This window comes from Volucribacter psittacicida (assembly GCF_004339025.1).
Classification (GTDB): domain Bacteria; phylum Pseudomonadota; class Gammaproteobacteria; order Enterobacterales; family Pasteurellaceae; genus Volucribacter; species Volucribacter psittacicida.
This window is the reverse complement of record NZ_SMFT01000003.1, coordinates 1-26,612: the sequence shown is the minus strand read 5'-3', so window position 1 is coordinate 26,612 and position 26,612 is coordinate 1. Positions and strand designations below refer to the sequence as shown.

The 26,612-nt window shown below is 35.8% G+C and carries 18 protein-coding genes and 1 rRNA gene; 1 reads left to right on the top strand and 18 read right to left on the bottom strand.

The window, feature by feature from the left end; translation table 11 throughout:
* Positions 1-35: 35 nt before the first annotated feature.
* The 14 genes from EV694_RS06920 to EV694_RS06855 form a co-directional block, all read right to left on the bottom strand.
* Positions 36-10,781 (bottom strand): YadA-like family protein, encoded by a 10,746-nt coding sequence (locus EV694_RS06920; RefSeq protein WP_132690910.1) that lies wholly within the window; start codon positions 10,779-10,781, stop codon positions 36-38.
* Positions 10,782-11,221: 440 nt separating this feature from the next.
* Complete coding sequence (locus EV694_RS06915) at positions 11,222-12,808, bottom strand: TadE/TadG family type IV pilus assembly protein (protein WP_132690908.1); 1,587 nt, start codon at positions 12,806-12,808, stop codon at positions 11,222-11,224.
* Positions 12,809-12,818: 10 nt separating this feature from the next.
* Positions 12,819-13,418, bottom strand: coding sequence for a tight adherence pilus pseudopilin TadF (tadF, locus tag EV694_RS06910; protein WP_132690906.1), 600 nt, complete (start codon positions 13,416-13,418; stop codon positions 12,819-12,821).
* The gene (locus EV694_RS06905; RefSeq protein ID WP_132690904.1) at positions 13,393-13,941 is read right to left on the bottom strand and encodes a TadE/TadG family type IV pilus assembly protein; all 549 of its coding nucleotides are present in this window, start codon (positions 13,939-13,941) and stop codon (positions 13,393-13,395) included. Before EV694_RS06905 ends, tadF begins: the two co-directional genes overlap by 26 nt.
* Before the next feature lie 7 nt (positions 13,942-13,948).
* Positions 13,949-14,713, bottom strand: a complete 765-nt coding sequence (locus tag EV694_RS06900; RefSeq protein WP_132690902.1) for a tetratricopeptide repeat protein — start codon at positions 14,711-14,713, stop codon at positions 13,949-13,951.
* Positions 14,703-15,557, bottom strand: coding sequence for a type II secretion system F family protein (locus EV694_RS06895; RefSeq protein ID WP_243646002.1), 855 nt, complete (start codon positions 15,555-15,557; stop codon positions 14,703-14,705). Before EV694_RS06895 ends, EV694_RS06900 begins: the two co-directional genes overlap by 11 nt.
* Positions 15,554-16,435 (bottom strand): type II secretion system F family protein, encoded by an 882-nt coding sequence (locus tag EV694_RS06890; protein WP_132690898.1) that lies wholly within the window; start codon positions 16,433-16,435, stop codon positions 15,554-15,556. Before EV694_RS06890 ends, EV694_RS06895 begins: the two co-directional genes overlap by 4 nt.
* A 1-nt stretch (position 16,436) precedes the next feature.
* Positions 16,437-17,714 carry a TadA family conjugal transfer-associated ATPase gene (locus EV694_RS06885; RefSeq protein WP_132690896.1) on the bottom strand — a complete coding sequence of 426 codons (1,278 nt, stop codon included), beginning with the start codon at positions 17,712-17,714 and terminating at the stop codon, positions 16,437-16,439.
* Positions 17,715-17,728: 14 nt separating this feature from the next.
* Positions 17,729-18,850 (bottom strand): CpaE/TadZ family protein, encoded by a 1,122-nt coding sequence (locus EV694_RS06880; protein WP_132690894.1) that lies wholly within the window; start codon positions 18,848-18,850, stop codon positions 17,729-17,731.
* Between the two features lie 12 nt (positions 18,851-18,862).
* The gene (locus EV694_RS06875; RefSeq protein ID WP_132690892.1) at positions 18,863-19,360 is read right to left on the bottom strand and encodes a hypothetical protein; all 498 of its coding nucleotides are present in this window, start codon (positions 19,358-19,360) and stop codon (positions 18,863-18,865) included.
* Positions 19,357-20,760 carry a type II and III secretion system protein family protein gene (locus EV694_RS06870; RefSeq protein ID WP_132690890.1) on the bottom strand — a complete coding sequence of 468 codons (1,404 nt, stop codon included), beginning with the start codon at positions 20,758-20,760 and terminating at the stop codon, positions 19,357-19,359. The genes EV694_RS06875 and EV694_RS06870 overlap by 4 nt, the downstream gene beginning before the upstream one ends.
* Before the next feature lie 3 nt (positions 20,761-20,763).
* Complete coding sequence (locus EV694_RS06865; protein WP_132690888.1) at positions 20,764-21,522, bottom strand: flp operon protein C; 759 nt, start codon at positions 21,520-21,522, stop codon at positions 20,764-20,766.
* Between the two features lie 28 nt (positions 21,523-21,550).
* Positions 21,551-21,982, bottom strand: a complete 432-nt coding sequence (locus EV694_RS06860; RefSeq protein WP_132690886.1) for an A24 family peptidase — start codon at positions 21,980-21,982, stop codon at positions 21,551-21,553.
* 64 nt (positions 21,983-22,046) lie between these two features.
* Positions 22,047-22,277 carry a Flp family type IVb pilin gene (locus EV694_RS06855; RefSeq protein WP_132690884.1) on the bottom strand — a complete coding sequence of 77 codons (231 nt, stop codon included), beginning with the start codon at positions 22,275-22,277 and terminating at the stop codon, positions 22,047-22,049.
* Between the two features lie 331 nt (positions 22,278-22,608).
* Here EV694_RS06855 and EV694_RS06850 point away from each other — a divergent pair, with 331 nt between their 5' ends.
* Positions 22,609-23,529 carry an SPFH domain-containing protein gene (locus EV694_RS06850; protein WP_132690882.1) on the top strand — a complete coding sequence of 307 codons (921 nt, stop codon included), beginning with the start codon at positions 22,609-22,611 and terminating at the stop codon, positions 23,527-23,529.
* A 98-nt stretch (positions 23,530-23,627) separates the two neighbouring features.
* Here EV694_RS06850 and qseC read toward each other — a convergent pair whose 3' ends face one another.
* The 4 genes from qseC to rrf all read right to left on the bottom strand — a co-directional run bounded on the left by qseC (position 23,628) and on the right by rrf (position 26,580).
* Complete coding sequence (qseC, locus tag EV694_RS06845; RefSeq protein WP_207859802.1) at positions 23,628-25,007, bottom strand: quorum sensing histidine kinase QseC; 1,380 nt, start codon at positions 25,005-25,007, stop codon at positions 23,628-23,630.
* Positions 24,991-25,662: a response regulator gene (locus EV694_RS06840; protein ID WP_132690878.1), complete on the bottom strand. Its 672-nt coding sequence runs from the start codon at positions 25,660-25,662 to the stop codon at positions 24,991-24,993. Before EV694_RS06840 ends, qseC begins: the two co-directional genes overlap by 17 nt.
* 126 nt (positions 25,663-25,788) lie before the next feature.
* On the bottom strand, positions 25,789-26,208 hold the full coding sequence (locus EV694_RS06835) for a YgiW/YdeI family stress tolerance OB fold protein (RefSeq protein WP_132690876.1): 420 nt from the start codon (positions 26,206-26,208) through the stop codon (positions 25,789-25,791).
* 256 nt (positions 26,209-26,464) lie between these two features.
* Positions 26,465-26,580 (bottom strand): 5S ribosomal RNA (gene rrf / locus EV694_RS06830).
* Between the last annotated feature and the right edge of the window lie 32 nt (positions 26,581-26,612).

Below are 26,612 nucleotides of genomic sequence, written 5' to 3'. Positions count from 1 at the left end.
ATAAGTGAGGTTTTTTAATTAAGAATATAAGCTAATTACCACTGATAGCCAACCCCAACACTTCCGCTGAGATCACCACGCGTATTAGAACTTCCTGTTAATTTGATAATCACTTTACCATTATCCGAAATTCTAGACGCTCCAATCGCAATCGCACTTTCTCCACTATAAGTACCACCAGCTAAAGCCACCATACTCTTACCTGGTAAATAAGCCTGTGGTAAACCAGCGGTGGCCACTGCACCAGCCACACCTGCACGTAGCTTACGATCTGTACGATGTAAATCATTGGCAAGATGATTAATTGCATTAGTATTATTATTCACCTGCTGATTTGTTGCGTGTAATTGACTACCATTTACAGCATCAGTACTGTTTTCTGATACCTCTCCTGCGGCAACATTGGTAATTTTATTATTACCTGCATTAATACCAGACTCATTAATCGCCACATTACCCACAGTAACAGAAGTAAAGTTAACGTCTTTTGCTGTAGCAACTTGGTAAGTGGTACTACCGTCTGGATTGGTGCTTGCCGTAACCTCAATATTATCGCCTTGGGTAACCTTGGTGGTTGCCGCTGCTGCCGCTTTATTTAATTGAGCCACATTTACCGCATCAGTATCTTCTGTTCCTGTTGCAACATTGGTTAGTTTTTTACCACCATTGTTTAAGCCATTTTCTGATAAACTCACATTACCAATAGTGACACCATTATTATTTATTAGGGTGTTACCTGCGGTTACACTATCAACGTCAATATCTCTGGCAAGATCTACCGTATAAACAGCCTGTCCATTCTCGCCTTTATCCGCTGTTACATTAACATTAGACGAACCTGCTTTTACTTCGGTTTTCGCTGCCGCAACGGCATCATTGATATTGTCATAGCCAGTACCACCAATATTACTCATCGCAATATTACCTTGCTCATTCATCGTCGCATTGCCACCTAATAAAGTAATCATATCATCAGAAAAATTATAGACTTTATTAAGCTGACGACCATTTACCGCATCAGTGCTTGTCGCTGAAATATCGCCATTTTTGACACCAGTAATTTTATTATCCGCCATATTTATACCGTCTGATTGAATTTCAATCTTATCTACTTTTAATCCCTGTTGAGTTAAACTGACATTTTCGCCAACCTTAACTCCCTCAGAATTCATCACAGTCTCGCCTGTAGTTACAGTATTCACATTCAGATCTGGTGTAGTTGAAACCTGATAGATATAGCTACCATCATCATTTTGCAAGGCATTAACTTGGATATTATCCCCTTCGATGACCTTGGTAGTTGCGGCAGCTTGAGCAGCTTTTAACTGGCTTAAGTTTACCGCATCAGTATCTTCTGTTCCTGCTGCGACATTGGTGATTTTCGCACCGCCATTATTAAGTCCTTCCGCAGATAAACTTACCGTTGAACCATTTGCGTTAGTAAAGCTAGTTTCCGTCGCTGAACGATAGGCAATATTATTTTCACTGTCTGTCATTACAATATTGTTGCCAGTAATAGTGGTATTATTACCTGATTCATCATTAAAACTCGCACTAGTTAAACCTGTTAAGTTAGTCGCAAGTTTTAGTACCAATTCACCATCCTCACTATCTACACGCAAGTTCTCTGAGGAAGCATCAGCATCATTCGCTAAACCACCTTTAATGGTTAAGGTTTCATTTAAAGCTTTATCAATCGTTTCGCCTTGATTACCTTTAAACTTCAAGCCATCATCAAGGGTTGCAACTTCACTTACACTGCCATCTGCTTGCGTATATTGGATACGATTTGTGGCATCGTCTGCTAAATTGCTTTCGCCCTCACGAATGCTTAAGGTTGACTGCGTATCGCCATTATTTAAGGTAATTGAACCCTCGGCACCATTTAGTACCACACCTGAAGTATTAGCATTACCTTTGACCGTAATGGTTCCAGCCTCAGTATCATTACCTACTGTAACCTCGTTATCTAAACCGATGGTCAGTTTATTATTGTCAACATCTGCTGTTACTGTAACGCCGCTTTCCCCTGTTAACTGAATAGCTTGGCCTAAGTCTTGTTTAACTTCGGTCTTACTATCATCTGACAAGATAAAACCACCGCCCTTAGCAGCCTCTGTCACATTCGCTACCGCATTTTGCAAATCGCCAATATTAGCGGCATTGGTTAAGGTATCGCCAGTTGCTTTGGCTAATGTAGTATTATCTCCTAAACCACTAGCAACATTAGTAATTTGATTACCGCCGTTATCTAGTCCATTATTGGTTAAGCTCACTGTGTCATTGTTACCACCAAAGAAAACCGTTCCTTCTGCGGTACGCAACGCAAGCACATCTCCCTCTGCGTTAGATGTGGTGATTGACGAGCCTGTAATCTCTGTGGTGTTGCCATCTGAATCAACAAAGTTTGCAGCGGTTAAATTGGTTAAGGTATTTGCCAATTTAATCACTAATGCACCATCCTCACTATCTACTCGCAAGTTCTCTGAGGAAGCATCAGCATCATTCGCTAAACCACCTTTAATGGTTAAGGTGTCATTTAAGGCTTTACGAATGGTATCACCTTGATTACCTTTAAACTTCAAGCCATCATCAAGGGTTGCAACTTCACTTACACTGCCATCTGCTTGCGTATATTGGATACGATTTGTAGCATCGCCTGCTAAATTGCTTTCGCCCTCACGAATGCTTAAGGTTGACTGCGTATCGCCATTATTTAAGGTAATTGAACCCTCGGCACCATTTAGTACCACACCTGAAGTATTAGCATTACCTTTGACCGTAATGGTTCCAGCCTCAGTATCATTACCTACTGTAACCTCGTTATCTAAACCGATGGTCAGTTTATTATTGTCAACATCTGCTGTTACTGTAACGCCGCTTTCCCCTGTTAACTGAATAGCTTGGCCTAAGTCTTGTTTAACTTCGGTCTTACTATCATCTGACAAGATAAAACCACCGCCCTTAGCAGCCTCTGTCACATTCGCTACCGCATTTTGCAAATCGCCAATATTCGCAGCATTGGTTAAAGTATCTCCTTTAGCATTGGCTAATGGGGTATCTCCTAATCCACTCGCTACATTGGTAATTTGATTACCGCCGTTATCTAGTCCATTATTGGTTAAGCTCACTATGTCATTGTTACCACCAAAGAAAACCGTTCCTTCTGCGGTACGCAACGCAAGCACATCTCCCTCTGCGTTAGATGTGGTGATTGACGAGCCTGTAATCTCTGTGGTGTTGCCATCTGAATCAACAAAGTTTGCAGCGGTTAAATTGGTTAAGGTATTTGCCAATTTAATCACTAATGCACCATCCTCACTATCTACACGCAAGTTCTCTGAGGAGGCATCAGCATCATTCGATAAACCACCTTTAATGGTTAAGGTGTCATTTAAGGCTTTATTAATCGTTTCGCCTTGATTACCTGCAAACTTCAAGCCATCATTCAGCGTTGCTACCTCTACTGGGGTATTATCATTTTGGGTATAAATAATACGACTAGTTTCTTCATTATTTAAGGTGTTCGTTCCTTTTTCTACCATTAATGTAGATTTTGTTTCACCATGACTTAAACTAATACTACCTTGTTCACCATTTAATACTACACCATCAGTACCGTTACCATCTTTGACTCGAATAGTCCCTGCCTCAGTGTCATTACCTACTGTAACCTCGTTATCTAAACCAATGGTCAGTTTATTATTGTCAGCATCTGCTGTTACTGTAACACCACTTTTACCCGTTAACTGAATAGCTTGGCCTAAGTCTTGTTTAACTTCGGTATTACTATCATCTGACAAGATAAAACCACCGCCCTTAGCAGCCTCTGTCACATTCGCTACCGCATTTTGTAAATCGCCAATATTCGCAGCATTGGTTAAAGTATCTCCTTTAGCATTGGCTAATGGGGTATCTCCTAATCCACTCGCTACATTGGTAATTTGATTACCGCCGTTATCTAGTCCATTATTGGTTAAGCTCACTATGTCATTGTTACCACCAAAGAAAACCGTTCCTTCTGCGGTACGCAACGCAAGCACATCTCCCTCTGCGTTAGATGTGGTGATTGACGAGCCTGTAATCTCTGTGGTGTTGCCATCTGAATCAACAAAGTTCGCAGCGGTTAAATTGGTTAAGGTATTTGCCAATTTAATCACTAATGCATCATCCTCACTATCTACTCGCAAGTTCTCTGAGGAAGCATCATCATCATTCGCTAAACCACCTTTAATGGTTAAGGTGTCATTTAAGGCTTTACGAATGGTATCACCTTGATTACCTTTAAACTTCAAGCCATCATCAAGGGTTGCAACTTCACTTACACTGCCATCTGCTTGCGTATATTGGATACGATTTGTCGCATCGTCTGCTAAATTGCTTTCGCCCTCACGAATGCTTAAGGTTGACTGCGTATCGCCATTATTTAAGGTAATTGAACCCTCGGCACCATTTAGTACCACACCTGAAGTATTAGCATTACCTTTGACCGTAATGGTTCCAGCCTCAGTATCATTACCTACTGTAACCTCGTTATCTAAACCGATGGTCAGTTTATTATTGTCAACATCTGCTGTTACTGTAACACCACTTTCTCCTGTTAACTGAATAGCTTTGCCTAAATCTTGTTTAACTTCGGCATTATTATCATCTGACAAGATAAAACCACCGCCCTTAGCAGCTTCTGTCACATTAGACACCGCATTTTGCAAATCGCCAATATTAGCAGCATTATTTAATGTATCGCCCGTTGCTTTGGCTAATGTAGTATTATCTCCTAAACCGCTAGCAACATTAGTAATTTGATTACCGCCGTTATTCAGTCCTGTGCTTGTCAAGCTAACTTGTTTTTCTCCATTACCAATGGTTACACCATTTGTCGTAATAGTTGTATTACCTGCAACAAAGCTATTCGCATATACACTGGTTAAGCCTGTTAAGGTTTTCGCTAATTTTATGGTTAGCGTATCTTCGCCATCAGCAACAACACCAATATTCCCATCAGTCAGTTTATCATTCTCTGTCACGCCACCTGCTACTTTTAAGGTTTCGCCTAAATCACGCTGAACATTACTACCACTATCCCCAGCAAAAGTTAATCCTTTGCTTGTTAAAGCATTCGCTACATTATTAATGCTATCTGCGACATTTTTTGCTGTGGCAAAAGTATTTCCTTCTTTATCAGAAGACACTACACCCGATTCATCAGTAGATAAAGTCGCCGTATTCACATCATATTGTACTGATACACCATTTTCATCCGCCTTAACCTGTGCTGTTGTACCTGTGCCATTGACAAAGTTAAGCTGATTATTATTTTGATCTAAAGATTTAACCTCTGAACCATTTACTTTCGCCACAATACTTTGCATCGCACTGTCCGCCTTGGCTAAACGATCTTTGGTACTATCAGAAAGATCTAAATTGTACTCAATATTTTCCACGCCTTTTTCATCGGTTGTTAATGTGCTACCGACTTTTAGGCTCTCTGGGTTAACGGTCACTGAGGCAGTATTGGCACTGACAGTATAAACAGTTTGTCCATTTTCTCCTGTTCCGCTATTTACTACGGTATTGCGACCAGCAATAACCTCAGTTTTTGCCGCAGCAACAGCACTATCAATGGTATTCAGACCTGTTCCACCAATATTCGTCATAGTAATAGTGCCATCAGTTCCCAATTCTGCATTACCACCCAAAATATTTTCTACACTGGTCGCAATATTACTTGCTGTATTCGCCACTAAATATAACTGACTACCATTAATCGCATCCGTTGAAGTCGCACTTATACGCCCAGCGGCGACATTGGTAATAGTACGTTCATTACCTTCCGAGCCCACGCTCACTGTCGCTATCGGCACAGAGCCTGCAAAATTACCATAAGTAAGAGAACCTATGGTTGCCTCTGTCGTCCCCTCTGCTGTTTTAGTTTGAGAGTCTGCACCTAAGGCCACATCATTATCATTAGTCGCTTTAGCCTCATTACCTATCGCAACAGTATTATTCACAGATAAAGGATCTTGCCCTGTATTAGAATTAGCACCTTTACCAATACTCACATTGCCATTACCAGAGATCACTGAGCCTGCATCATAACCAAAAGCAATATTATAATCGCCATTAACATAACGCCCCGCTTGTGCTCCTACGGAAGAATTATAATCTCCCGTAGAATGTTGCCCTGCATAAACCCCTAATCCTGTATTCTCACTACCTTTTATGTCATAAAGAGCTTTACCACCTAAAGCAACATTCATATTTCCCACAGTATTAGCGCCAGTATTACTATCTCCAACAAAGGTATTCCAATAACCTTGCGCACTTAAGCCGGCATTTTCCCCAATATATACATTTTGTGAATAATTTTGCTCTCCTGAGGTGGAGCTGTTTTTGCCCGCATTATTACCAATCATTACCGAGCCTTGATTGTTTGTGGAGTTTTCCCCAGCATTTAATCCCACAGAAACCACATTTTCGGAATTAGCTTGGCTATTATTTCCCACTGCAACAGCATTATTACCCGCTGCCTGAGCATTTACACCTGCTGCTAAAGCATTTTCTCCCGTTGCACCATCGTTATTATAGTTTCCTTTCTGTGTACCATTATCATTAACACTATAATAGCGTGTTGTTGACTCATTAATGGCATTTTGTAAATCGCCAATATTCGCAGCATTGGTTAAAGTATCGCCAACTGCTTCTGCTAATGTAGTATTATCTCCTAAACCGCTAGCAACATTAATAATTTGATTACCACCGTTATTCAGTCCTGTGCTTGTCAAGCTAACTTGTTTTTCTCCATTACCAATGGTTACACCATTTGTCGTAATAGTTGTATTACCTGCAACAAAGGTATTCGCAGATACACTGGTTAAGCCTGTTAAAGTTTTTGCTAATTTTATAGTTAGCGTATCTTCACCATCGGCAATAACACCAATATTATTATCCGTAAGTGTACTATCCTCGGTTACCCCCCCCCTTAAGGTTAAAATTTCGCCTAAATCACGCTGAACATTACTACCACTATCTCCAGCAAAAGTTAATCCTTTAGTCGTTAAAGCATTCGCTACATTATTAATGTTATCCGCGACATTTTTTGCTGTGGCAAAAGTATTTCCTTCTTTATCAGAAGACACTACACCCGATTCATTAGTAGATAAAGTCGCCGTATTCACATCATATTGTACTGATACACCATTTTCATTCACCTTAACCTGTGCTGTTGTACCTGTGCCATTGACAAAGTTAAGCTGATTATTATTTTGATCTAAAGATTTAACCTCTGAACCATTCACTTTCGCCACAATACTTTGCATCGCACTGTCCGCCTTGGCTAAACGATCTTTGGTACTATCAGAAAGATCTAAATTGTACTCAATATTTTCCACGCCTTTGTCATCGGTTGTTAATATGCTACCGACTTTTAGGCTCTCTGGGTTAACGGCCACTGAGGCAGTATTGGCACTGACAGTATAAACAGTTTGTCCATTTTCTCCTGTTCCGCTATTTACTACGGTATTGCGACCAGCAATAACCTCAGTTTTTGCCGCAGCAACAGCACCATCAATGGTATTCAGACCTGTTCCACCAATATTCGTCATAGTAATAGTGCCATCATTTCCCACTACTGCATTACCACCAAGAATATTTTTTACGCTGTTAGCAATATTGCCTGCCGTATTTGCGACTAAATATAACTGGCTACCATTAATGGCATCAGTAGAGGTGGCACTCACTCGTCCTGCAGCAACATTGGTAATAGTACGCTCATTGCCAGCTGATCCCACGCTAACGGTACCTACTGGTTTTACGCCTGCAAAAGTAGCATAACTAATTCCATTGATAGAAGCACTGCTTGTTCCTATAACTGCACTAGTAGCTAATGAGTTAGCCCCTAAAGCAACACTATTTTCTACGCTAACAGAAGTATTAGATCCCAAAGCTAAAGCATCTTTAGCCGAACTAATCGCATTATTACCAAGTGCGGTAGAATAACTCCCGCTAGCAACAGCCATTGTCCCTAATGCCGTCGCTTGCGCTTTACTTGCATTCGCACCATAACCTAAAGCCACGGCACTTGAGTCTGATGCTTTTGCATCATAGCCTATAGCCACCGCATTATTTTTTGAAGCATTAGCAGCAGAACCTATTGCAACAGTAGATGCACCTGCTCCACTCGCATTTTGCCCTACAACAGTTGCTGCATTCCCTGATGCTGTCGCAGCACTTCCCACAGCAATAGAAACACTTCCTGACGCATTTGCACTGCTACCTAATGCAAGGTTACTACTTTGTGAAGCAATAGCATTTACCCCTAATGCTGTTGCATTATCCGCCGAGGCATTTGCACCAGCACCAATCGCTGTTGCGGATGTCCCATTTGCATTAGCAGTAGAACCTAACGCTGTTGCCTGCTCTTTACTTGCTCTCGCAGAGGTCCCTAACGCTGTCGATGATTTCCCATTAGCATTTGCCAAAGATCCCAAAGCAGTTGCACTATTACCATTAGCATAAGCGGCATTACCACCAGCAAAAGAATTACTACTGATTGCTTGTGCGCCATTACCAATCGCAACTGCGCTATTTCCTTGTGCCAAAGATGCAGAACCTAACGCCATTGAGTTTATCGCATTAGCATTTGCTCCGGTACCTATTGCAACTGCCTGTGAATTTTCTGCTTTTGCATTGGTACCAATCGCTGTTGCATTACTTAAGTTGGTGACTACATTCGTACCAATAGCAATATTCCCTGTTGAATCTGCACTTCCTGTACTATCTGCTCCAACATTAGCATTATTAGCCAAAACATAAGAACTACCTGCATTGACAGTATTATTATTACCGATGACATGGCTATTGCCTGCCACTGTATTTAATGTATTTGTATTCCCCACCACAGTCGCATTGCTAGCATTAACCGTATTATTATTCCCTAAACTATAACTGTTATCACCTGTAATTGTAGTAGGATCACCTATTGCTCCCGAATTATTGCCACTCACTACATTACCAACACCAATAGAAATGGCGTTTGTGCCAGTGGCTTGTGCTTTATTACCAATAGCAATCGCATTAGCACCGCTAGCAATAGCTGAAGTACTTAAAGCGACAGTGCTTATCGCATTAGCAATAGCATTTGATCCCATACTTAACGCATCTTCAGCATTAGCATTAGATTTGTAACCAATAGCCACCGCTCTTGCTCCTGTAACAACAGACTCTCTACCAATTACTGTAGAATCAGCGGAAGTCGCTTTTGTATTGTAACCAATTGCCGTTGTTCCATTTGCATTTGCTGTGGCACTACGCCCAAATGCCACAGAATAAATCCCATTAGCATTAGCCAAAGCACCAAAAGCCGAAGCATTATTCGCCGTTGCCTTAGCCGCATAACCATAGGCAGTGGAAGATTCACCAGTAGCTTGTGCTGTATGTCCTGTTGCTAACGACCACGCACCTGCTGCCTGTGCACGTTTACCAATAGCAATCGCTAAATCGCCAATGGCTTGGGAATTCTCACCAATAGCAATTAATCCTGTTTCTCCCTCTTGTTTTGTCGCAGTAGAACTTAATTGCGCAAGCGCATTTGCACCTATTGCGATAGAAGTTTGATTTGCTGAAATTGCATTTGTCCCTAACGCCATTGCATTTTGACCACTAGCAGTACTACTCGCACCTAAAACCACTGCATTTAAACCCGTTGCTTTAGTATCTGTACCATAAGCAATAGCCCCTTCTTGATTTGCTAAAGCATTAACACCAAATGCCATTGATTTATTTGCCAATGCCTGTGCTTTTACACCGGCAGCAAAAGCCGCCTGTCCAGTAGCATTAGATCCCACACCAAGTGCCATAGCCATATCGCCATCAGCTTTAGCTTTAGCACCAACAGCGGTAGAAATTTCACCTAATGCTTGGGCTGCAACCCCAACAGCAACGCTTGCCCCACCCTTAGCATGAGTAGCAACATATCTTGTTGTACTATTTGTTGTATCAATTAATGCAGAACCAATGTAAGATGCATATAAAGCTTTTGCTGTTGCTGATACGCCTTCCATATCATCGCCACCAATAGCAACTGAAGCATAACCATCAGCAGTGGTATCATTCCCTATAGCAGTCGCTTGTCTTCCATTTGCTTTAGTACTACTACCAATCGCTAGGGATTGGTTAGAGGCTGCATAGGATAAATCCCCAATAGCAATAGAACGGGCATTACTAATAGTCCCACCACTACCATTTTGATTATCTGCATTAGCACCACGACCAATAGCAATGGAATTCGTTGAAGAAGCACTATTAGCCCCCAAGGCTATGGAATTTTCACCATTTGCCAAGGTATTAGCCCCTAAAGCCAAAGCTTGAGCCCCTGTCGCATTAGCCTTCTCACCAATAGCAACTGCTGATAAAACCGTTTGAGTTCCTGTTGCTGGAGCAGTTGGCGTATAAGTATTAGATCTAGCATTAGCAACTGAACCAGAACCAATAGCAATAGAATTCCCATTTGCGTAGGAAGCAGCTGCATTTTCAGAAGAAATTGCTGAAGTAGAGGTAGAACCGATTTGTACGGCAGCATAACTATTTACTGAAGCAAACATCATAATTGCAACAGTAATAGAGGACAAAATAAATTGATGATTTCCAATAGTTAATTGAGTATTTACTGTTTGTTGTACTGATGATTGGCTACTCGCTTTAACATTACCTTTTGCAAGCTCTGAAGTAACGACTGGAGAATTTGTTGTTTTATTCCAAATAACTTTAAATACTTTATTCATAATTTTTCAATCCCTGAGATTAATTTATATTAATTTAACCAATAAAGATAAACCTTATTTACTGCTATCACTTTAATAAAAAGCAAATATTTCATATATAAATACGAAAGCGTTAATTATATAGAAAAAAGGTCGGACCACAACATTTTTTATATTATTTTTTTACAATCCCCCCCCCCGCAATAATAGCCAATAACTATCAACAAAATAGACATTTTAAGAAAAAAGACAAAAAAATAGAAAAAATATATGATACATAGTGAAAAAGCCCTATATTGATAGAAATAACCTATTGATAAAAATAACTAAAAAATAAGAAATGTTAGTAATATATTAAAGATTATCGCTTCCCTTTAAAATAAGATAAGTATAAGTAATAAATAAAAAAACCTAGCCTTTAATATAAAGTGCTAGGTTCTATTTATTAATAATTGTTTAAATTAGAAATTAGGTCTTTGATTAAGCGAGCGACCAACTTCTTCATTAATACCAAGAATATTCTGAAAAGTTTCTAATAACTCTGCTTCATTTTTTGCTTCATAGTAATTTTCTTGTTTAACGCATTTAATCCAAGCGTTGTAAGAATCTCTATCAGCTATGGATAATTCATAACCAAATGCAACAAATGCAATCACAGTATCTTGCTTAGGGTATTTATTATCCTGTAAAGAATCTATACGTTGTCGTATTCTATCGCAAGCTCCTAAGTTTAATAATTTATTAGTAACTTCTAATTTAATACCATATGCACTTTCTACTCTAGCAGAAATTTGATCTAATCCATCAGATAAAACTATTAAAAATCGTTTAGTATTAGTAGCCAATTCACTAGTTGAAACTTTATAATTTTCATTTTTATTCATTAATAAATTTGCTCCAATTAAAAGACCAGAACTGGTCAATGTAGCACCTCCAGGTCTTAATGCATTAAAATCTCTAACTAAGTTAGAATTTTTTCCTTGCGTATACCAAAAACTAGTTGTATTCCTATTACTATTATAATATAAGCAACGACCATCTTTATTAAAAGAAGGGTAATCTTCAATATCTTTACCAACAAAAGTATCAATCTTATTAATAGATGCAGAATAATTAACTAACTTATTAAAATCCATAATATATTCTGACAATATCCAATCAGATGTATTATTATCCATCGTTTTAGTCATATACTCCCAAAGTGCAGAATTCCTATCTTTATTAATAATATAAGGAAAATAACATTTTCTAATGTTTTGTGTTTGTTGAGCCCCAAAAGAGAAAGCGACAAATCCCATTCTGTTATAAGGGCTTTGATCTGGTGAATTTAATATTGTATTAGAAATAGATCCAACCACATTTCTTAAACTTGTAATTTTCTTCACGCCATTTATATATTCATCCATTGATCCAGTCAAATCCGTCACCAACATAATATCAATAGGATATTTCTCACCAATTTCCTTTTGCACAAAAATAGAGCCAGAATCAATATTTACCGTTTCTGCGAATGTTAAAGAAAAGCCTTTATTTTTCCCCAAATAAATCCAAGAAGGGCGGTCAAAATCTCCAGATAATTCACAAGCCACAGACTTTAACAATTCTCCCTTATTGTTTCTAACCCTTGCACAATAATATTGGTATCTATCAGTAATGGCATCCTCGCCATTTGCCAAATAAGTATTAGGAAGATAATAACTTCTTACTAAACCACGAATGATTTCTTGATTTCTTTTATCTTGCTGAGCGGCTAATTTAGTACCAAATTGTTGTTCATCTTTTTTAGTCACACTTTGTCGGCTCACATCACTATGTGAATTATTAGCGTTTCTATTCTGATTATTTTCTGTAACTAAAGCTAACCCAGCTTGCTCCATACCTTGAACAAATCTTGCTTTATCAAGCAATATACCAGAACCATCTACCGCTAAAGCAATGATGCCTATTAACACAAAACTCATTACTGCCATCATAATGCCATATACACCCGACTGGCATTTATAAAAGGTTACTACGCGTAGTATTAAAGATTTTTTTAACGTTATCATACTTATCCCATTATCTTGCTACAGTAATCGAGGATGAACGCAATTTATTTCCATCATATTGAGAATTATTCAATACCATAGATTTAAAGAAACTTGGCACGTCTAAACAAAGTGTTACTTGATATAAAGGCACTTTTCTTGGTTTATTCGTTGTTGAACCTTCTGAATAAGGCGAAAGATGTTCTTGTTTACTAAGTTCTCTATAAGGTTGGCAATATTGTGTATCCCCTATTACTGTATAATTAGCAATAGGTTTAGATGATGTCGTTGTAAAGGTCAAAGATTCTAATACTACATAGACTTTACTACTTTCATTGTTAGGAAAAATAACTTCATTAGCAAGTCGCTTAAAGTTATCAAAATCTTTACGATTCAACTGATCTAAACGTTCATCGCCTAAAAATAATTGTTTTCGCTCTCTCAATATATTAGACAAAGAATAAGAAGCATTATCTAGCTTTCCCATTGTCGATCTCATTATCGCCAGATCAGCCATAAAAGCAAACATAAAGACTAAAAGCGTTATCATAAAAACAAACTCTATTGAAACAGAGCCTGTTTGTTTAACAATAATTTGTTTTATTTTAATACTTATACTCTGTTCTTTCATATTCTTGCACAATTAATATCTTTCTTTGAAATAATGTATTAACCCAATTCTCAGCCAACATAGGTAAAGGTAATAAGAATTTATAATTATAATTCACAGTATAACTTGCTATACTCGCTTCTTTCCCTGTCGGGGAAATTAAATTACCATTTTTATCCTTAGTTGGCTGTCTAAAATTACCATTAATTAAATCATTTAAGGTATCCGCATATTCAACTTTAACTTCTATTTTACTATCTGATGATTCTGCTAAATATGCTAATGTATAATTTTCATATTTGTTTCTTTGTTCAATTAAGTTTTTCTTAAATAGCTCTTCATAATTACCATTAACCGCTTTTTGATTTTTAGTTATCCTTACTCCTTCAGCAATAGCTAAATCCCAATAAGCTGACAATAAAACTATACGTGCTAATTCAAGAATTAAAAACACAACAAATAAGAAAACGCCAATAGTCAAGGTAAATTCAATACTTGATACACCTTTCTTATTTTTCCAAAAATGATTTAAAGTAACATTCATAAAGATATTATCTTCCAACAATATTTGAAACTCTTTCTGTTTTTTCTAAAGCATTTACAAGACTTTCTGGTGAAGTATTTAATCTTTCTTTCTTAATAATATCAAGTGCATACTTTTTATCTCCATTTTTCACTAGAGCAAAAACAAGATTATGAACCAATCTTGATTCTTTTATCCCATTCATATATTGTGGCAATAACAAATTAACTGCACTCAAATAATCCCCATTGATAATATATAACATAGCAAGATTATTAATTGCCACAACATCATTTAAGAAAAACTCTCTTGCTTTATTAATATTCGCTTGAGCATCATCTAATTGACCTAATTGCGCATAAGCTATGCCTTTTAAATTATAAACTTCAGCATTGTTAGGATATTGAATAACTAATCTATCAGAGGCTTCAATAGCTTTTCTATATTCATTTAACTGGATTAAATTTCTAATTTCAAGCACTCCTGCGTCAGCAGAAACTAGGTTTCCTTGTCCAAGTAAGGGTTTTAAATATAATAAGGAAGAACGACTATCCCCATTTTTATAATAAGATTCCGCAAGTTTATAACGAATAGCGTCATTTTCTTGTACCTTTAATTCATCTCTATATAGAGAAATTAAAGCGTTATAATTTTGCGTTGAGTTATATAACTTTTCTTTAGAAATAAAATCGCTTTTACTCATTACAGGAGAATTAAAAGAAGTACAAGCGGAAAGAAAAGTTGTTATAACAATTAAAGATACTTTTTTAGTCAATTTCAATTTAGAAAACATTTGGAAATACCCTCATCATACCAGGAGCAATAATTAAAATTACAATTGGAAACATAATAAACACAATCAATGGAATACTCATCTTTGCAGAAAGCGTTCCAAGCCTTTCTTCAATCGTAAGTAATTGAAGTTCTCTTATATCAGCAGAAAGCTGAATTAAATTAGAATAAATAGAAGAACCAAAGTTTAAACTTTGCTGTAATGTATTACAAAACATTCTAATTTCTCTTGTTGGCAAAGAAATCACCAAATCATCTAATGCTGAATGTAATCCAGCAATTTCCCCCTTACGCAATATTCTTAACATCACATAAGTAAGATCTGGGTTTAATGTTTTAAAGTCCATAGATATTCTTTTTAAAGCGGCATCAATAGTTACCCCCGTTTGAATACAAACAGCAACAAGATCAATAAAACCTGGCAAATCAACCATAATACCTTTGATTTTCTTATTTATAATAACATTTGTTAAAATACCAGGTATAATAACTATTAATATAAATATAACAGAAAATGCAAGCATTAAACTAGTAGAATCAGCACTAAGATTAAATAGATAATAAATAAAAGATACTAATAAAGTAAATATTATTTTTAACTTAACATTTTTATCTAATAAGCCTAAAAATTTTAAGAATTTATTATTATTGATAATTAATAACTCTAACTCAATCTGCTGCTTATTCTTCTTAGAATTATCTTCTATATTATGTTCTTTTGGTCTTTCACCCGATAGAACTTGTTTATTTCTATCAAATGTTTTCTTTCTTGTAAAAGCAATAAAAAGTACTAAAATACCAAGAGAAAAACATAATAAATAAATTAAAATTGTATTCAATATCACGTTGTCTTCCTCATTAACCACCAAATAATTAACATACCTAATAACTCACTACCTAAAACGTAATAAAGTATATATCTACCATTATCATCATTAATAATGAAATCAAAATTCTCTGGCATCATAAATTTCATAAAAATAAAAAAGACTACTGGAAATAAACTTACAATGATCGCAGATATTCTTGCCTCTGAAGTCATCGCTTTCTTTTTCTTTTCCATTTTTTTACTATCAGCGATCATCCTTCCTAATCGATTAATCACTTCTCGCATTTGCCCACCCTTATCTAAATTAATTTTAATTATAGTAATAAAGAAATAAAATTCTTTATAAGGGTATCTAACATAACTATCATTAAAAACCGAAACAGGATCTTCTCCCAAAGAAAGGCGTTTATAAATAGATTTAAACTCTTTACCAAGCTGTCCTGAAATGTCTTTACCACATCGTTCTAATGCTTGTAATAATCCTGCCCCTGAGGATGTTGATGAGTTAAGTATTTGGATCACTTCTGGAAAATATGCTTCAAATATTTTTCTGTTTCGATGTTGCCCAATTTTCCAAATAATAAGAATAAACAATAGAATAACACTAATCAAAAAAATAGTTTTATTTACTTGCAAATATAAGTTATTTATTGTGAATAAAACTAAAAAAACACATAAAGTTAAAATAATATTTCTAAATAAATTCTTAGAGTTTCCCGCAATAAAATAATATTTCCATAACGAAATATTGGATTTTATAGTATTTAAAATTTCTGATATTCTAAATGACGTTTTATCATTTCCTATTACTTTCTTACGTAGCGTAAATATACTTTTAAAAGCATAAAGCAATAATAAAATACCAAAAGAAATTATCAAATAATATAAAATCATTCTACCGCCCTCCAAAAATACTTTGCAATTCAGAGCTTAAATTAAATACTTGCGCATTCTGATAAACAATAGATCGAGATAATAATCCATGAGAAGTAAACTCGCCTAAAATTTTACCTTCTTTATCTCTATACTGGCTTGGTTGATATGTAAATATATCCTGTAGTACAACTTGCCCATTCTCCATTCCCATAATTTCAGTAATATTCATTACTTTACGAGAACCATCATTTAAACGAGATGCTTGTACGATAATATGTACAGCCGAAGCGATATTTCGGCGAATTGCATCTAATGGTAATGATAAATTAGACATCATAACCATACTTTCTAAGCGAGCAATAGCATCTCTAGGACTATTCGCATGCAGAGTAGACATTGAACCATCATGCCCTGTATTCATTGCTTGTAACATTTGAAATGCTTCTGCTCCTCGACATTCCCCTACGATAATTCTTTCAGGACGCATACGAAGAGCATTAATCACAAGATCCTGCATGGTTACCGCGCCAGTATGTTCTACACCTGCTAAACGCGTTTCTAATCTAACAACATGAGGTTGGCTTAAATGTAGCTCTGCGGTATCCTCTAATGTTATTACCCTTTCTTGATGAGAAATATAGTTAGATAACGCATTTAATAATGTTGTTTTCCCTGAACCTGTCCCACCAGATACAATAATATTTACCCGAGAACGAGCAGCAATAATTAGGAAATTAGCCATTTCTCTCGTCATAGAACCAAAATTTACAAGATCTTGTAATGATTTCTTTGACTTACTAAATTTTCGGATAGAAATTGAAGTTCCATCTAAGGCGATTGGTGCTATAACCACATTCAATCGGCTACCATCAGGTAAGCGAGAATCAACTAAAGGGCTTGCATCATCAATACGTCGTCCCACTCTTGCGACTAAACGTTTAGCAATATCCGTTAATTGCTCATTATTTATAAAATATTTATCTGTTTTTTCTAAAATACCGGCCCTTTCAACCCAAACATCATCGGGTCCATTAACTAAAATATCATTAACGGATTCGTCTTCCATTAATTCTCTTAATGGTCCATAACCTAAAATTTCATCAGACATTAACTCTGCGATAAATTGTGCGTCTACCGCCGTAATGTATTGATTGTTAATATCTGAAATCCTATGCACTAACTGTAACAGTTCGCCAATTAGCTTATCTCTTTCACTTTGAATTTGATCTAGCCTTTCAACGTCAATATTACTTAAAATTTGATTTCTGAAATAAGCTTGTTTTTCTTTAGTTAACATAATAAAAAATAAAATTAATTATTCATTATCCAACGATAAATACTTCTAAATAGGCTCTTATCGTCTTTTTTTCTAATTTGTCTAGATAAAATACCAATGACTTTCATTGATAATTGATGAAATTCACGTTTAGAAGCTTTATTCAAATTAACCTCTAATACTGTTTTATTTTGAGGTTGCTTAATAAATGGAATAATTGCATCTATAGGATGATTTAATAAAGATTCAATATCAGATTTTGCCATCAATTTAGATGAATCATATCGGCTATCAGAAAGACAAATAAAGGTCCTAATAGGTTGATTACTAAGCTGGCGGGCGCGTTCGCATTGCTCTAAAAACTTTTTAGCAACTCGAAGCGATCCCACTTTTCGTTCAACAATAAGAACAAAGTTATTACTATAAGTGAAAAACTCAGAAAAGTTATCTTTATTGATATTAAAAATCGGCTTATCGTAAATAATGAAATTATATTTCTCAATAATATCTTCTGCCAAATGATTAGGATCCCCATTAAAAAGAAATAAGTTATCCATATATTCAACCACATCGCCCTGTATTTTCTTATCAAATAAGAGATCCAAATCTTGTGAACCATTACTTCCTTGAGCAAGTAAAACTGGGACTTTTTTATTTAAAGCAATATTTGCTGCAATATGAGAACTAATAAAACTTCCACCAATACCGCCTTTACAAGTTAAAACACAAACTTTCGTTGTATTTCTTGTACAAGGAATAGAAATATCCGTAGAGCGAATCTTATTCGCCATTAAACGAAGCTGTGATTCGGAATTAAAATAAAGGATACCTTGTTCTAATAATTGCTGTGATAAACGTATAGAATCCGATAATCCTATTACGCAACACCACATATTTTGAGGAACAATTGAGCTAATAGATTCAGAAATAACGGTTATATCGCTTTCATCTTGAATATCAATAATTACACCAATAGCTTCTTCTGCACTAAGAACCACATTCTCATCTAAAAAACTACTTTTTATGATATCAATATTCTCTAATCCTTCTGTTCTCAATAATTGCAATACTTTATTTTGAACAGCCTCATTATCTGATAAAACAATGATCTTTCTTACTGAGCTTACACTCAATTTATCACTATCTAGTAATAGCATAAAAAATTATCCTCAGTTTTTTAATTGAATATTCGAGTTATAATTCACAGCACAAGATATTTGCTCTCTATAGCTAGGTTCAGGATTCATTCTAATCATTCTACAAGCACGACCCGATCCTTGATATTGCTCTATATCCACATAAATTGGATAAAAAGATAAACGTCTATCTACACGTTTTAAGGTTATGTTATTCGCATAAATATGCTGACTTAATAACTCTCGTTTTAATCTTTCCGCTATAACTTTATCATTATGAGTAGTCCAATAAATGATAATATTTTTTGACTTATCTTGTCCGACATATTTCTTAACTTTTAAGAAAAATGCCTGAATATTATTTTCCTGTGTACTTGATAATACATAACGTGAAGACTTTAAATGAAATTGGCTAGTCCCATTGATATTATATTGATCGATATTAGGTGCCTTAGAGGCAGAATATACATAGCTACTCATTAATAATGTAAGTACAAATAAAGGAATTTTACTAGCGATTACATTTCTCATTGTATAAACCCACCATTTTTAAGGAAATTCGTTGTTAAAGTTTTATAATAAACATCTTTTAATGGAGTAACATTGAAAAAACGTTCCATTGTTCCTGTTTGTTGAAAATTAGGATAAACAATATCGGCTTCATTAACTGGTTTAATAGAATTTACCGTTGCTACAATAACCAATTCTTTTTTATCTCTACTGGTACTCGCACTACGGAAAAATGAACCAATAATTGGAATATCCCCTAAAAGTGGGATCTTATTTAGTTGTTCAATATCATTAGAAGTAAATAATCCGCCAATAATAAAACTTTCTCCATCAGCCAATTCAAAGGTAGATTTAGAACGCCGAGTATTAAAATAAGGAACTTGCCCTACTCCGTCATATTGATAACTTCCAGCAATATTACTAACTTCTTGTGATAAAACTAATCTAATTCTATCGTTCTTTTGAACTTTGGCACCTACGAGTAATTTAATACCAAAATCTTTATAAATAATACTTGCAGCGCCTTCTCTATCTCTTTGAGCGAAAGGAATTTCTCCCCCCACCAAAATATCAGCAGTTTCTCCTGATAACATAGACACATTAGGTTCTGCCAAAATTTTAGCATTACGTTGATTATTTACGGCATTAATGAAAAGTCTAAGATTATTTGCATTAATGATAGATAATGAGCCTGTTACACCATCAAAAGCTCCCCCTACCACAGATGCTGAAGCACCAATATTATTGAACAAATTACCCGATAAATTACTCCAATTAATCCCTAATGAATCAGAAAAGTCTTTATTAACTTCAACCACAGTCAATTTAACATTGATTTGGATATTATCATCCACATGACTGTTATTTATAACACCTTCATATTCATATTTATCCATAAAGGAAATTCGCTCTTCCGCTCCCCTTGAGTTTTGTAAGCTAAATTCAGTTACTTTTGGAGAAATACCCAATGCAGCTCCAACAATATGTTGAACCTCTTCACTTTCAGCATTAGAGCTTGCGGTTCCCTCGATCACATAGGCCTTTCCAATTTTCTTTACTTGCAATTTACTATTAGGAAATCTTGCTTTAATTTGTCGGTTAGCATCACTAATATTATTGATCAAAGCATTGACGCTTAATGTATCATCTAATATTGAATTCCCCTCTTGATCAAAGACGGTTACTTCGGATACCCCTTCCTCTTTGGCATAAAGGATAAAACTATTATCATCAATAATTTCATAATCTGCCACATCAGGATTTGAAATAAAAATGGTATCAATTTTTGCCGATGTATTTACAATGTTACTTTGTCCTTTTTCTAGGTAAACCGATCTTGCTGAAACAAGGCTAGAATAAAAAATAGCAATACCACAAAATGCTAGACATATTAATTTTTTAGTAAAAATTTTATTTAACATTGATTATTGACCTCTTAATTTCCTAATAAAGATTCCACGATTTTTATCTGATAATTTATTCGAGTTTGGTAAAACAAATAACATACTATCTTCAGGTAATGAATAAAGTTTTACGACATCTAATCCGTTTAATTTTAGAACAATATAACCAGCCTGTTTTTCATTGTTATCTGCTTCTTTCACAACATTTAATACTTGAACTGAACTTTGAAGCAAAACCGCCTCTTTACGATTCAATGTCTCATTCCCACTGGCATATTTTTGAGCATAGATAGAGACATAATGCCCACTATGTAAACTATCTAAAATATAAGCATTGTCTAAACTTACTGGAATTCTATATCCAACTTCTTTTTTAGCATCAATGCTATGCGATAAAAAACGAGGATCTGTTGGTGCAATTAAACTGCTAGGAAGTAATAATGATGAAGCTTGAATATTTTGTGAAACCAAATAACCTTGTAATCCATTAGCTTGATTGGTAATTAAATCAGAAACATCATAATCAACAAGATGATCATCAATATCCACTTCTTGATCTGAAAGCTGATAATCTTCAACCTGAAGTAGCTCTCCAGCTTTAACATTTTTAACCAATGTTGCTATGGTTATTCGTTTTTTCTCTTTTTGGTTTTCTGTCTTTGCAACTTCGCTTGACAAATCAGTTTGTTGATTATTAGAACTACTCGGCATCATAAATAAGCCAAAAAAGCCGATAATCAACATAAATATTGAAATAATAAATAGTAGCCTATAATTCATTTTCTATCCTTAATGTAATTTAACTTATTTAATGTAAAAACCAATAATTTATGATAAAGCCAACATTAATTGCGACACCATAAGGCAATCCATTCTTTTTTATTGACTCTCTGGCAAAAATCCAACCGAATAGGATAACAAACAATCCAGTGAAAGAAACAAAAAACAAAAAAGAAATTATCCCTGAATAAGGGATAGCCAGCATTAGCACTGCAATAAGTTTAGCATCACCACCGCCTAATATATTTAGGCTAAATAAGAGAAAACCTATTACTAACGCAATAGCTGCCGAGAAGAAAAAAATATGTTGGTATTGTAACCAAGAAAATAATAGTAAAGGGAAAAACAAAATTACTATTATTTTATTACTAATTAATCTATAGCGTATATCCGTATAACAAAGATAAATTAATAATAAAATAATAAGGGTAAAATTAATAGAAAAAATAGAATCTTCCATGGTAATAATAAAAATTAAGGTATTTATATAAAAATAGTAATATAAACACCTTATAAATTAATTATTATTTAGTGATTTGAGTTTTTACACCTTTAATATCTGTTGCTAAACCTGCAAATTTTTCTTTTAAAGCTGCAATAAAACCCTCATTTGAATTAAATACAACAATAATAAACGCTGCAATTAATACTGCAATTAAACCATACTCAATCGCAGTAACCCCACGTTTATCTTCTTTAAAACGACGTAAACCCTCTGTAACTGCAATAAATGCTTTTGTTGTTAAACCAAACATTGAAATATTCTCCTAATGTAAAATAATTAACGAATAAAACGATTGTATGTATACTTCACTAAATTTATTGATAAATGTAAATTTACATAAAAGCACATAACCATAAATATGTATACATAAGCGACAATCGGGCGTAATAATAAACAAATAAGAAATAAAATCAAACAAAAATACCCCCCCCCCCCGACATTATTTTCTATAATTTTCTTAAATTTACAGTAAATTACCGATAAACCTTATAAAAAGCCATCAATTTCAAAATCTACTGTGTATTCTCCCCACCTATGCTAAACTGCCAATTCCCTTCAATCTGATTTACAAGGAAAATATTATGAGCTACTTAGATGGATTGCCGATTGTCTCGGTTTTCTTTATTATTTTGGTGATTGCCATTCTTGCTTCTGCCTTAAAAATGGTGCCTCAGGGCTATCATTGGACGATTGAGCGTTTTGGGCGTTATACCAAAACCCTTACGCCAGGGTTAAATTTTGTGGTGCCGTTTGTGGATCGTGTTGGTCGCAAAATTAATATGATGGAGCAAGTGTTAGATATTCCTTCACAAGAAGTGATTTCAAAAGATAATGCCAATGTGGCTATTGATGCGGTTTGTTTTGTGCAAGTGATTGATGCTCGCAATGCCGCTTATGAAGTCAATCATTTAGAACAAGCCATCATTAATCTCACTATGACTAACATTCGTACCGTACTTGGTTCTATGGAACTTGATGAAATGTTATCTCAACGTGATTCAATCAATAGCCGTCTATTATCTATTGTTGATGAAGCAACCAATCCTTGGGGTGTGAAAGTCACACGTATTGAAATTCGTGATGTGCGTCCACCACAAGAACTGATTGCGGCGATGAATGCACAAATGAAAGCCGAACGTAATAAACGGGCGGATATTTTAGAGGCTGAGGGGGTTCGTCAAGCGGAAATTTTGCGTGCTGAGGGCGAAAAACAATCTCGCATTTTAAAAGCAGAAGGGGAGCGACAAGAAGCCTTTTTGCAAGCAGAAGCTCGTGAGCGTGCCGCGGAGGCGGAAGCAAAAGCGACTCAAATGGTGTCTGAAGCCATTGCTAGCGGAGATACCAAAGCCATTAATTACTTTATTGCTCAGAAATATACCGAAGCATTAAAAGAAATTGGTGGGGCGGAAAATAGTAAAGTCGTGCTTATGCCATTGGAAGCAGGCAATTTAATTGGCTCTGTGGCAGGCATTGCGGAATTGCTTAAAGGCGATAAAAAATAAGGGAAGTTCTTTTGCTAAAAGCCCCTAAGGCAAATTTGCTTTAGGGGCTTGTATGCTGTTTCAAGATAAGGCAGTACGACTCACTTTAAAATAGGGGACTATAAAAAGATCCTCGTTCGTAATCCTACAATTTCTCCTCGTGAATTTTTTCGATTTTCTAACCGCACTTGGTAATGATGCAATTCGGCAATACGATAAACAATAGATAGGCCTAAGCCACTGCCTTTTTCATTTTGCCCAGCTGGGCGATAAAAACGTTGTCCGAGTTTTTCTAAATCCTCTTCTGCCACACCATTGCCGTTATCTTCCACAATCACTTCATTCTGTTGCAAAATTAAGCGAATTTCACTGCCCTCGGGGCAATAACGAATAGCATTGTCCACAAGGTTTCTTAACATTAAGGACAAAAGCAAAGGTTGCCCTTGTTTAACTACAGGCTGTTGTTCAATGGTAAGGGTCATTTCCATTTTGCGTTTTTGAGCTGGAAAATAAAAATCAGCCACAATAGACTGCAATAATAAATTCCAATGAATATCTTGCAATTCCTCTAACTGCGTTAAACTGTCTAAACGTGATAAGGTTAATAATTGCTCAATTAATTGGCTTGCCCGATCAATCCCTTGCGTTAAATTTTGTAAGGCTTGATGACGCATAGTTTCATCGTCCCCAGCCATTTGTGCTAATTCTGTTTGAATACGCAATGCGGATAAGGGGCTACGCAATTCGTGGGCGGCATCGGAAGTAAAACGGCGTTCACGCAATAACATCGCTGAAGTGCGGTGGAAAAAAGTATTTAAATTTTGTACTAATGGCAAAACCTCTAAGGGAAGTTGTTCCGTAGGCAAGGCTTGGTGATCATCAGGTGAACGCTGTAATAAATTTTTGCTCATACGTTTTAAAGGCGATAATTCTTTACGTATCACCACAACAATAACAGCGAGTAAGAAAGGTAAACCTGCAATCCAAACCCACATTTGTCCAAAAACCATTTCATTAATTAAATCTTCTCGGTAATCAAGCTCTTGCCCTACCGCAATCATTAAGCGATTATTGCCATCGGCGACAGGTAACCAGAAAATACGCCAGAGATCATCATCATTGGCAAGCTGGGCTTCAGAAAAACCACGAGCAGGTGCATAAATAAAATTACTCCCATTTTCGCCATCACTCAGCAAAATATCGCCGTTTGGGGTAAAAATAGCAAAAGCGAGGGCATCATCATCACGTTTTAATGGTTTCAATGGTCGTCTAGCACGTTGTTCACGAAAGCCACCAAGTTGATGACGCTCAAGGAATAAATTGCGTAAATCCGTTGAAGCCAAACGCTGAGCAAATAAAATTTGTTGTGAATCAAAGACTTCATTAACCTCTTTACGCACCTGAAACCAAGCAATCGTGGTTGAAATCGCCCAAATACAAAGAGACGTTATGGATAATAAACAAATTAAACGAAAACTTAAGCTAGTTCTTTTCATCATAATTTCCTAAGGCATATCCCACGCCATGCACCGTACGAATTATTTGTTTACCCAACTTTTTGCGTAAGTTATGAATATGCACCTCTAAAGCATTACTACTTACTTCATCGTCCCAGCTATACAATTTTTCTTCAATCAATGAACGAGATAATACCCGCTCCTTATGATTTAAAAATAACGCCAATAAACGATATTCTTGTGAAGTCAAAGGAATTTCCTGTTGCTGTAACCACACTTTACGTTTCATCGGATCAAAGGTAAGTAAACCATGTTGAATAATGGGATTAATATGCCCATTACGTCGCCGAGTTAGTGCTTGCAAACGGGCAACAACTTCTGCTAAAGCAAAGGGCTTACACAAATAATCATCTGCACCAATTTGCAAGCCTTGCACACGCTCATCTAATGTATCCCTTGCGGTTAAAATTAACACTGGCACATCTTGATTGGCTTTCCTCCAACCTCGTAAAACTTCTAAACCATCAAGTTTTGGCAAAGTTAAATCCAATACCACCACATCATAAGGGGCGAGAGATAACGCCTCAAAACCTGTTTTACCGTCCTGAAACCAATCCACTAAAAAGCCTGATTTAATTAAGCCTTGTTTTAATCCATCACCAATTAAAGGATCATCTTCAATTAACAAAATACGCATATTTTTTATTCAATCTTATTTATCATCAAATGGCTATCATATTGCCATTTTCTAATCATTTCAATGTATAGAAAAAAGGAAGATAAATTTTCATCTATCTTCCTTAATAAGAATTAATAAGTTGAATTACTTAATTTTTTCTACACGATTAACTTCAACTTCAATTTTATTCCAAGATTTATCCACTTCCGCATAAAGTCTTACTTTATCTTCAGGGGTAATGGTTTGACCTGCCCAAGCACGTCTTTCAATTTCTACTTCAATTTCTCCACTGTTGTCTTTAAACATAAAGTCATCTTTACCCACTTGGCGTACAATATTACCTTCTAATAAGATATATTGATCATCTTTCCATTTAGATGAATCTGAGACTTTACTGATTTCTTGTTGTGTATTAACAAACCCACCCTGTCTAAAATCCTTACCTTTATGATGATGTGCTACGGCTGGCGCAGCAGGATCTTGAAAACCACCTTTTGGTGCTTCATTTGCCATTGCAGTGGCAGTGGATAACGCTAATAATGAGGCTAAAACTACTTTCTTCATAAAAACTCCTTTAATAATGGTTTAAAACACAAAGTCCCTTGCTTTGTTGACACCTATTAAAACAAAAAAATATTAAGGAAATCTTAAGGGATAGAAAAGAATCGCTATTTTATAGTCTTTTCAATTTAAAGTAGAAATATTTATCAGAACATTCTTAAACAAAGTGCGGTAAGTTTTGAGGATTTTTATGAAAAAGTATAAATTAAATAACAAAAAACCCTTGTTGCCTAACAACAGGGGTCTCTTCAATTTAATAACCTGGCGGTGACCTACTCTCACATGGGGAGACCCCACACTACCATCGGCGTTACGGCGTTTCACTTCTGAGTTCGGCATGGGGTCAGGTGGGACCACCGCACTATCGCCGCCAAGATAATCCTTTCGATGATTGACGTCTCTTCTCA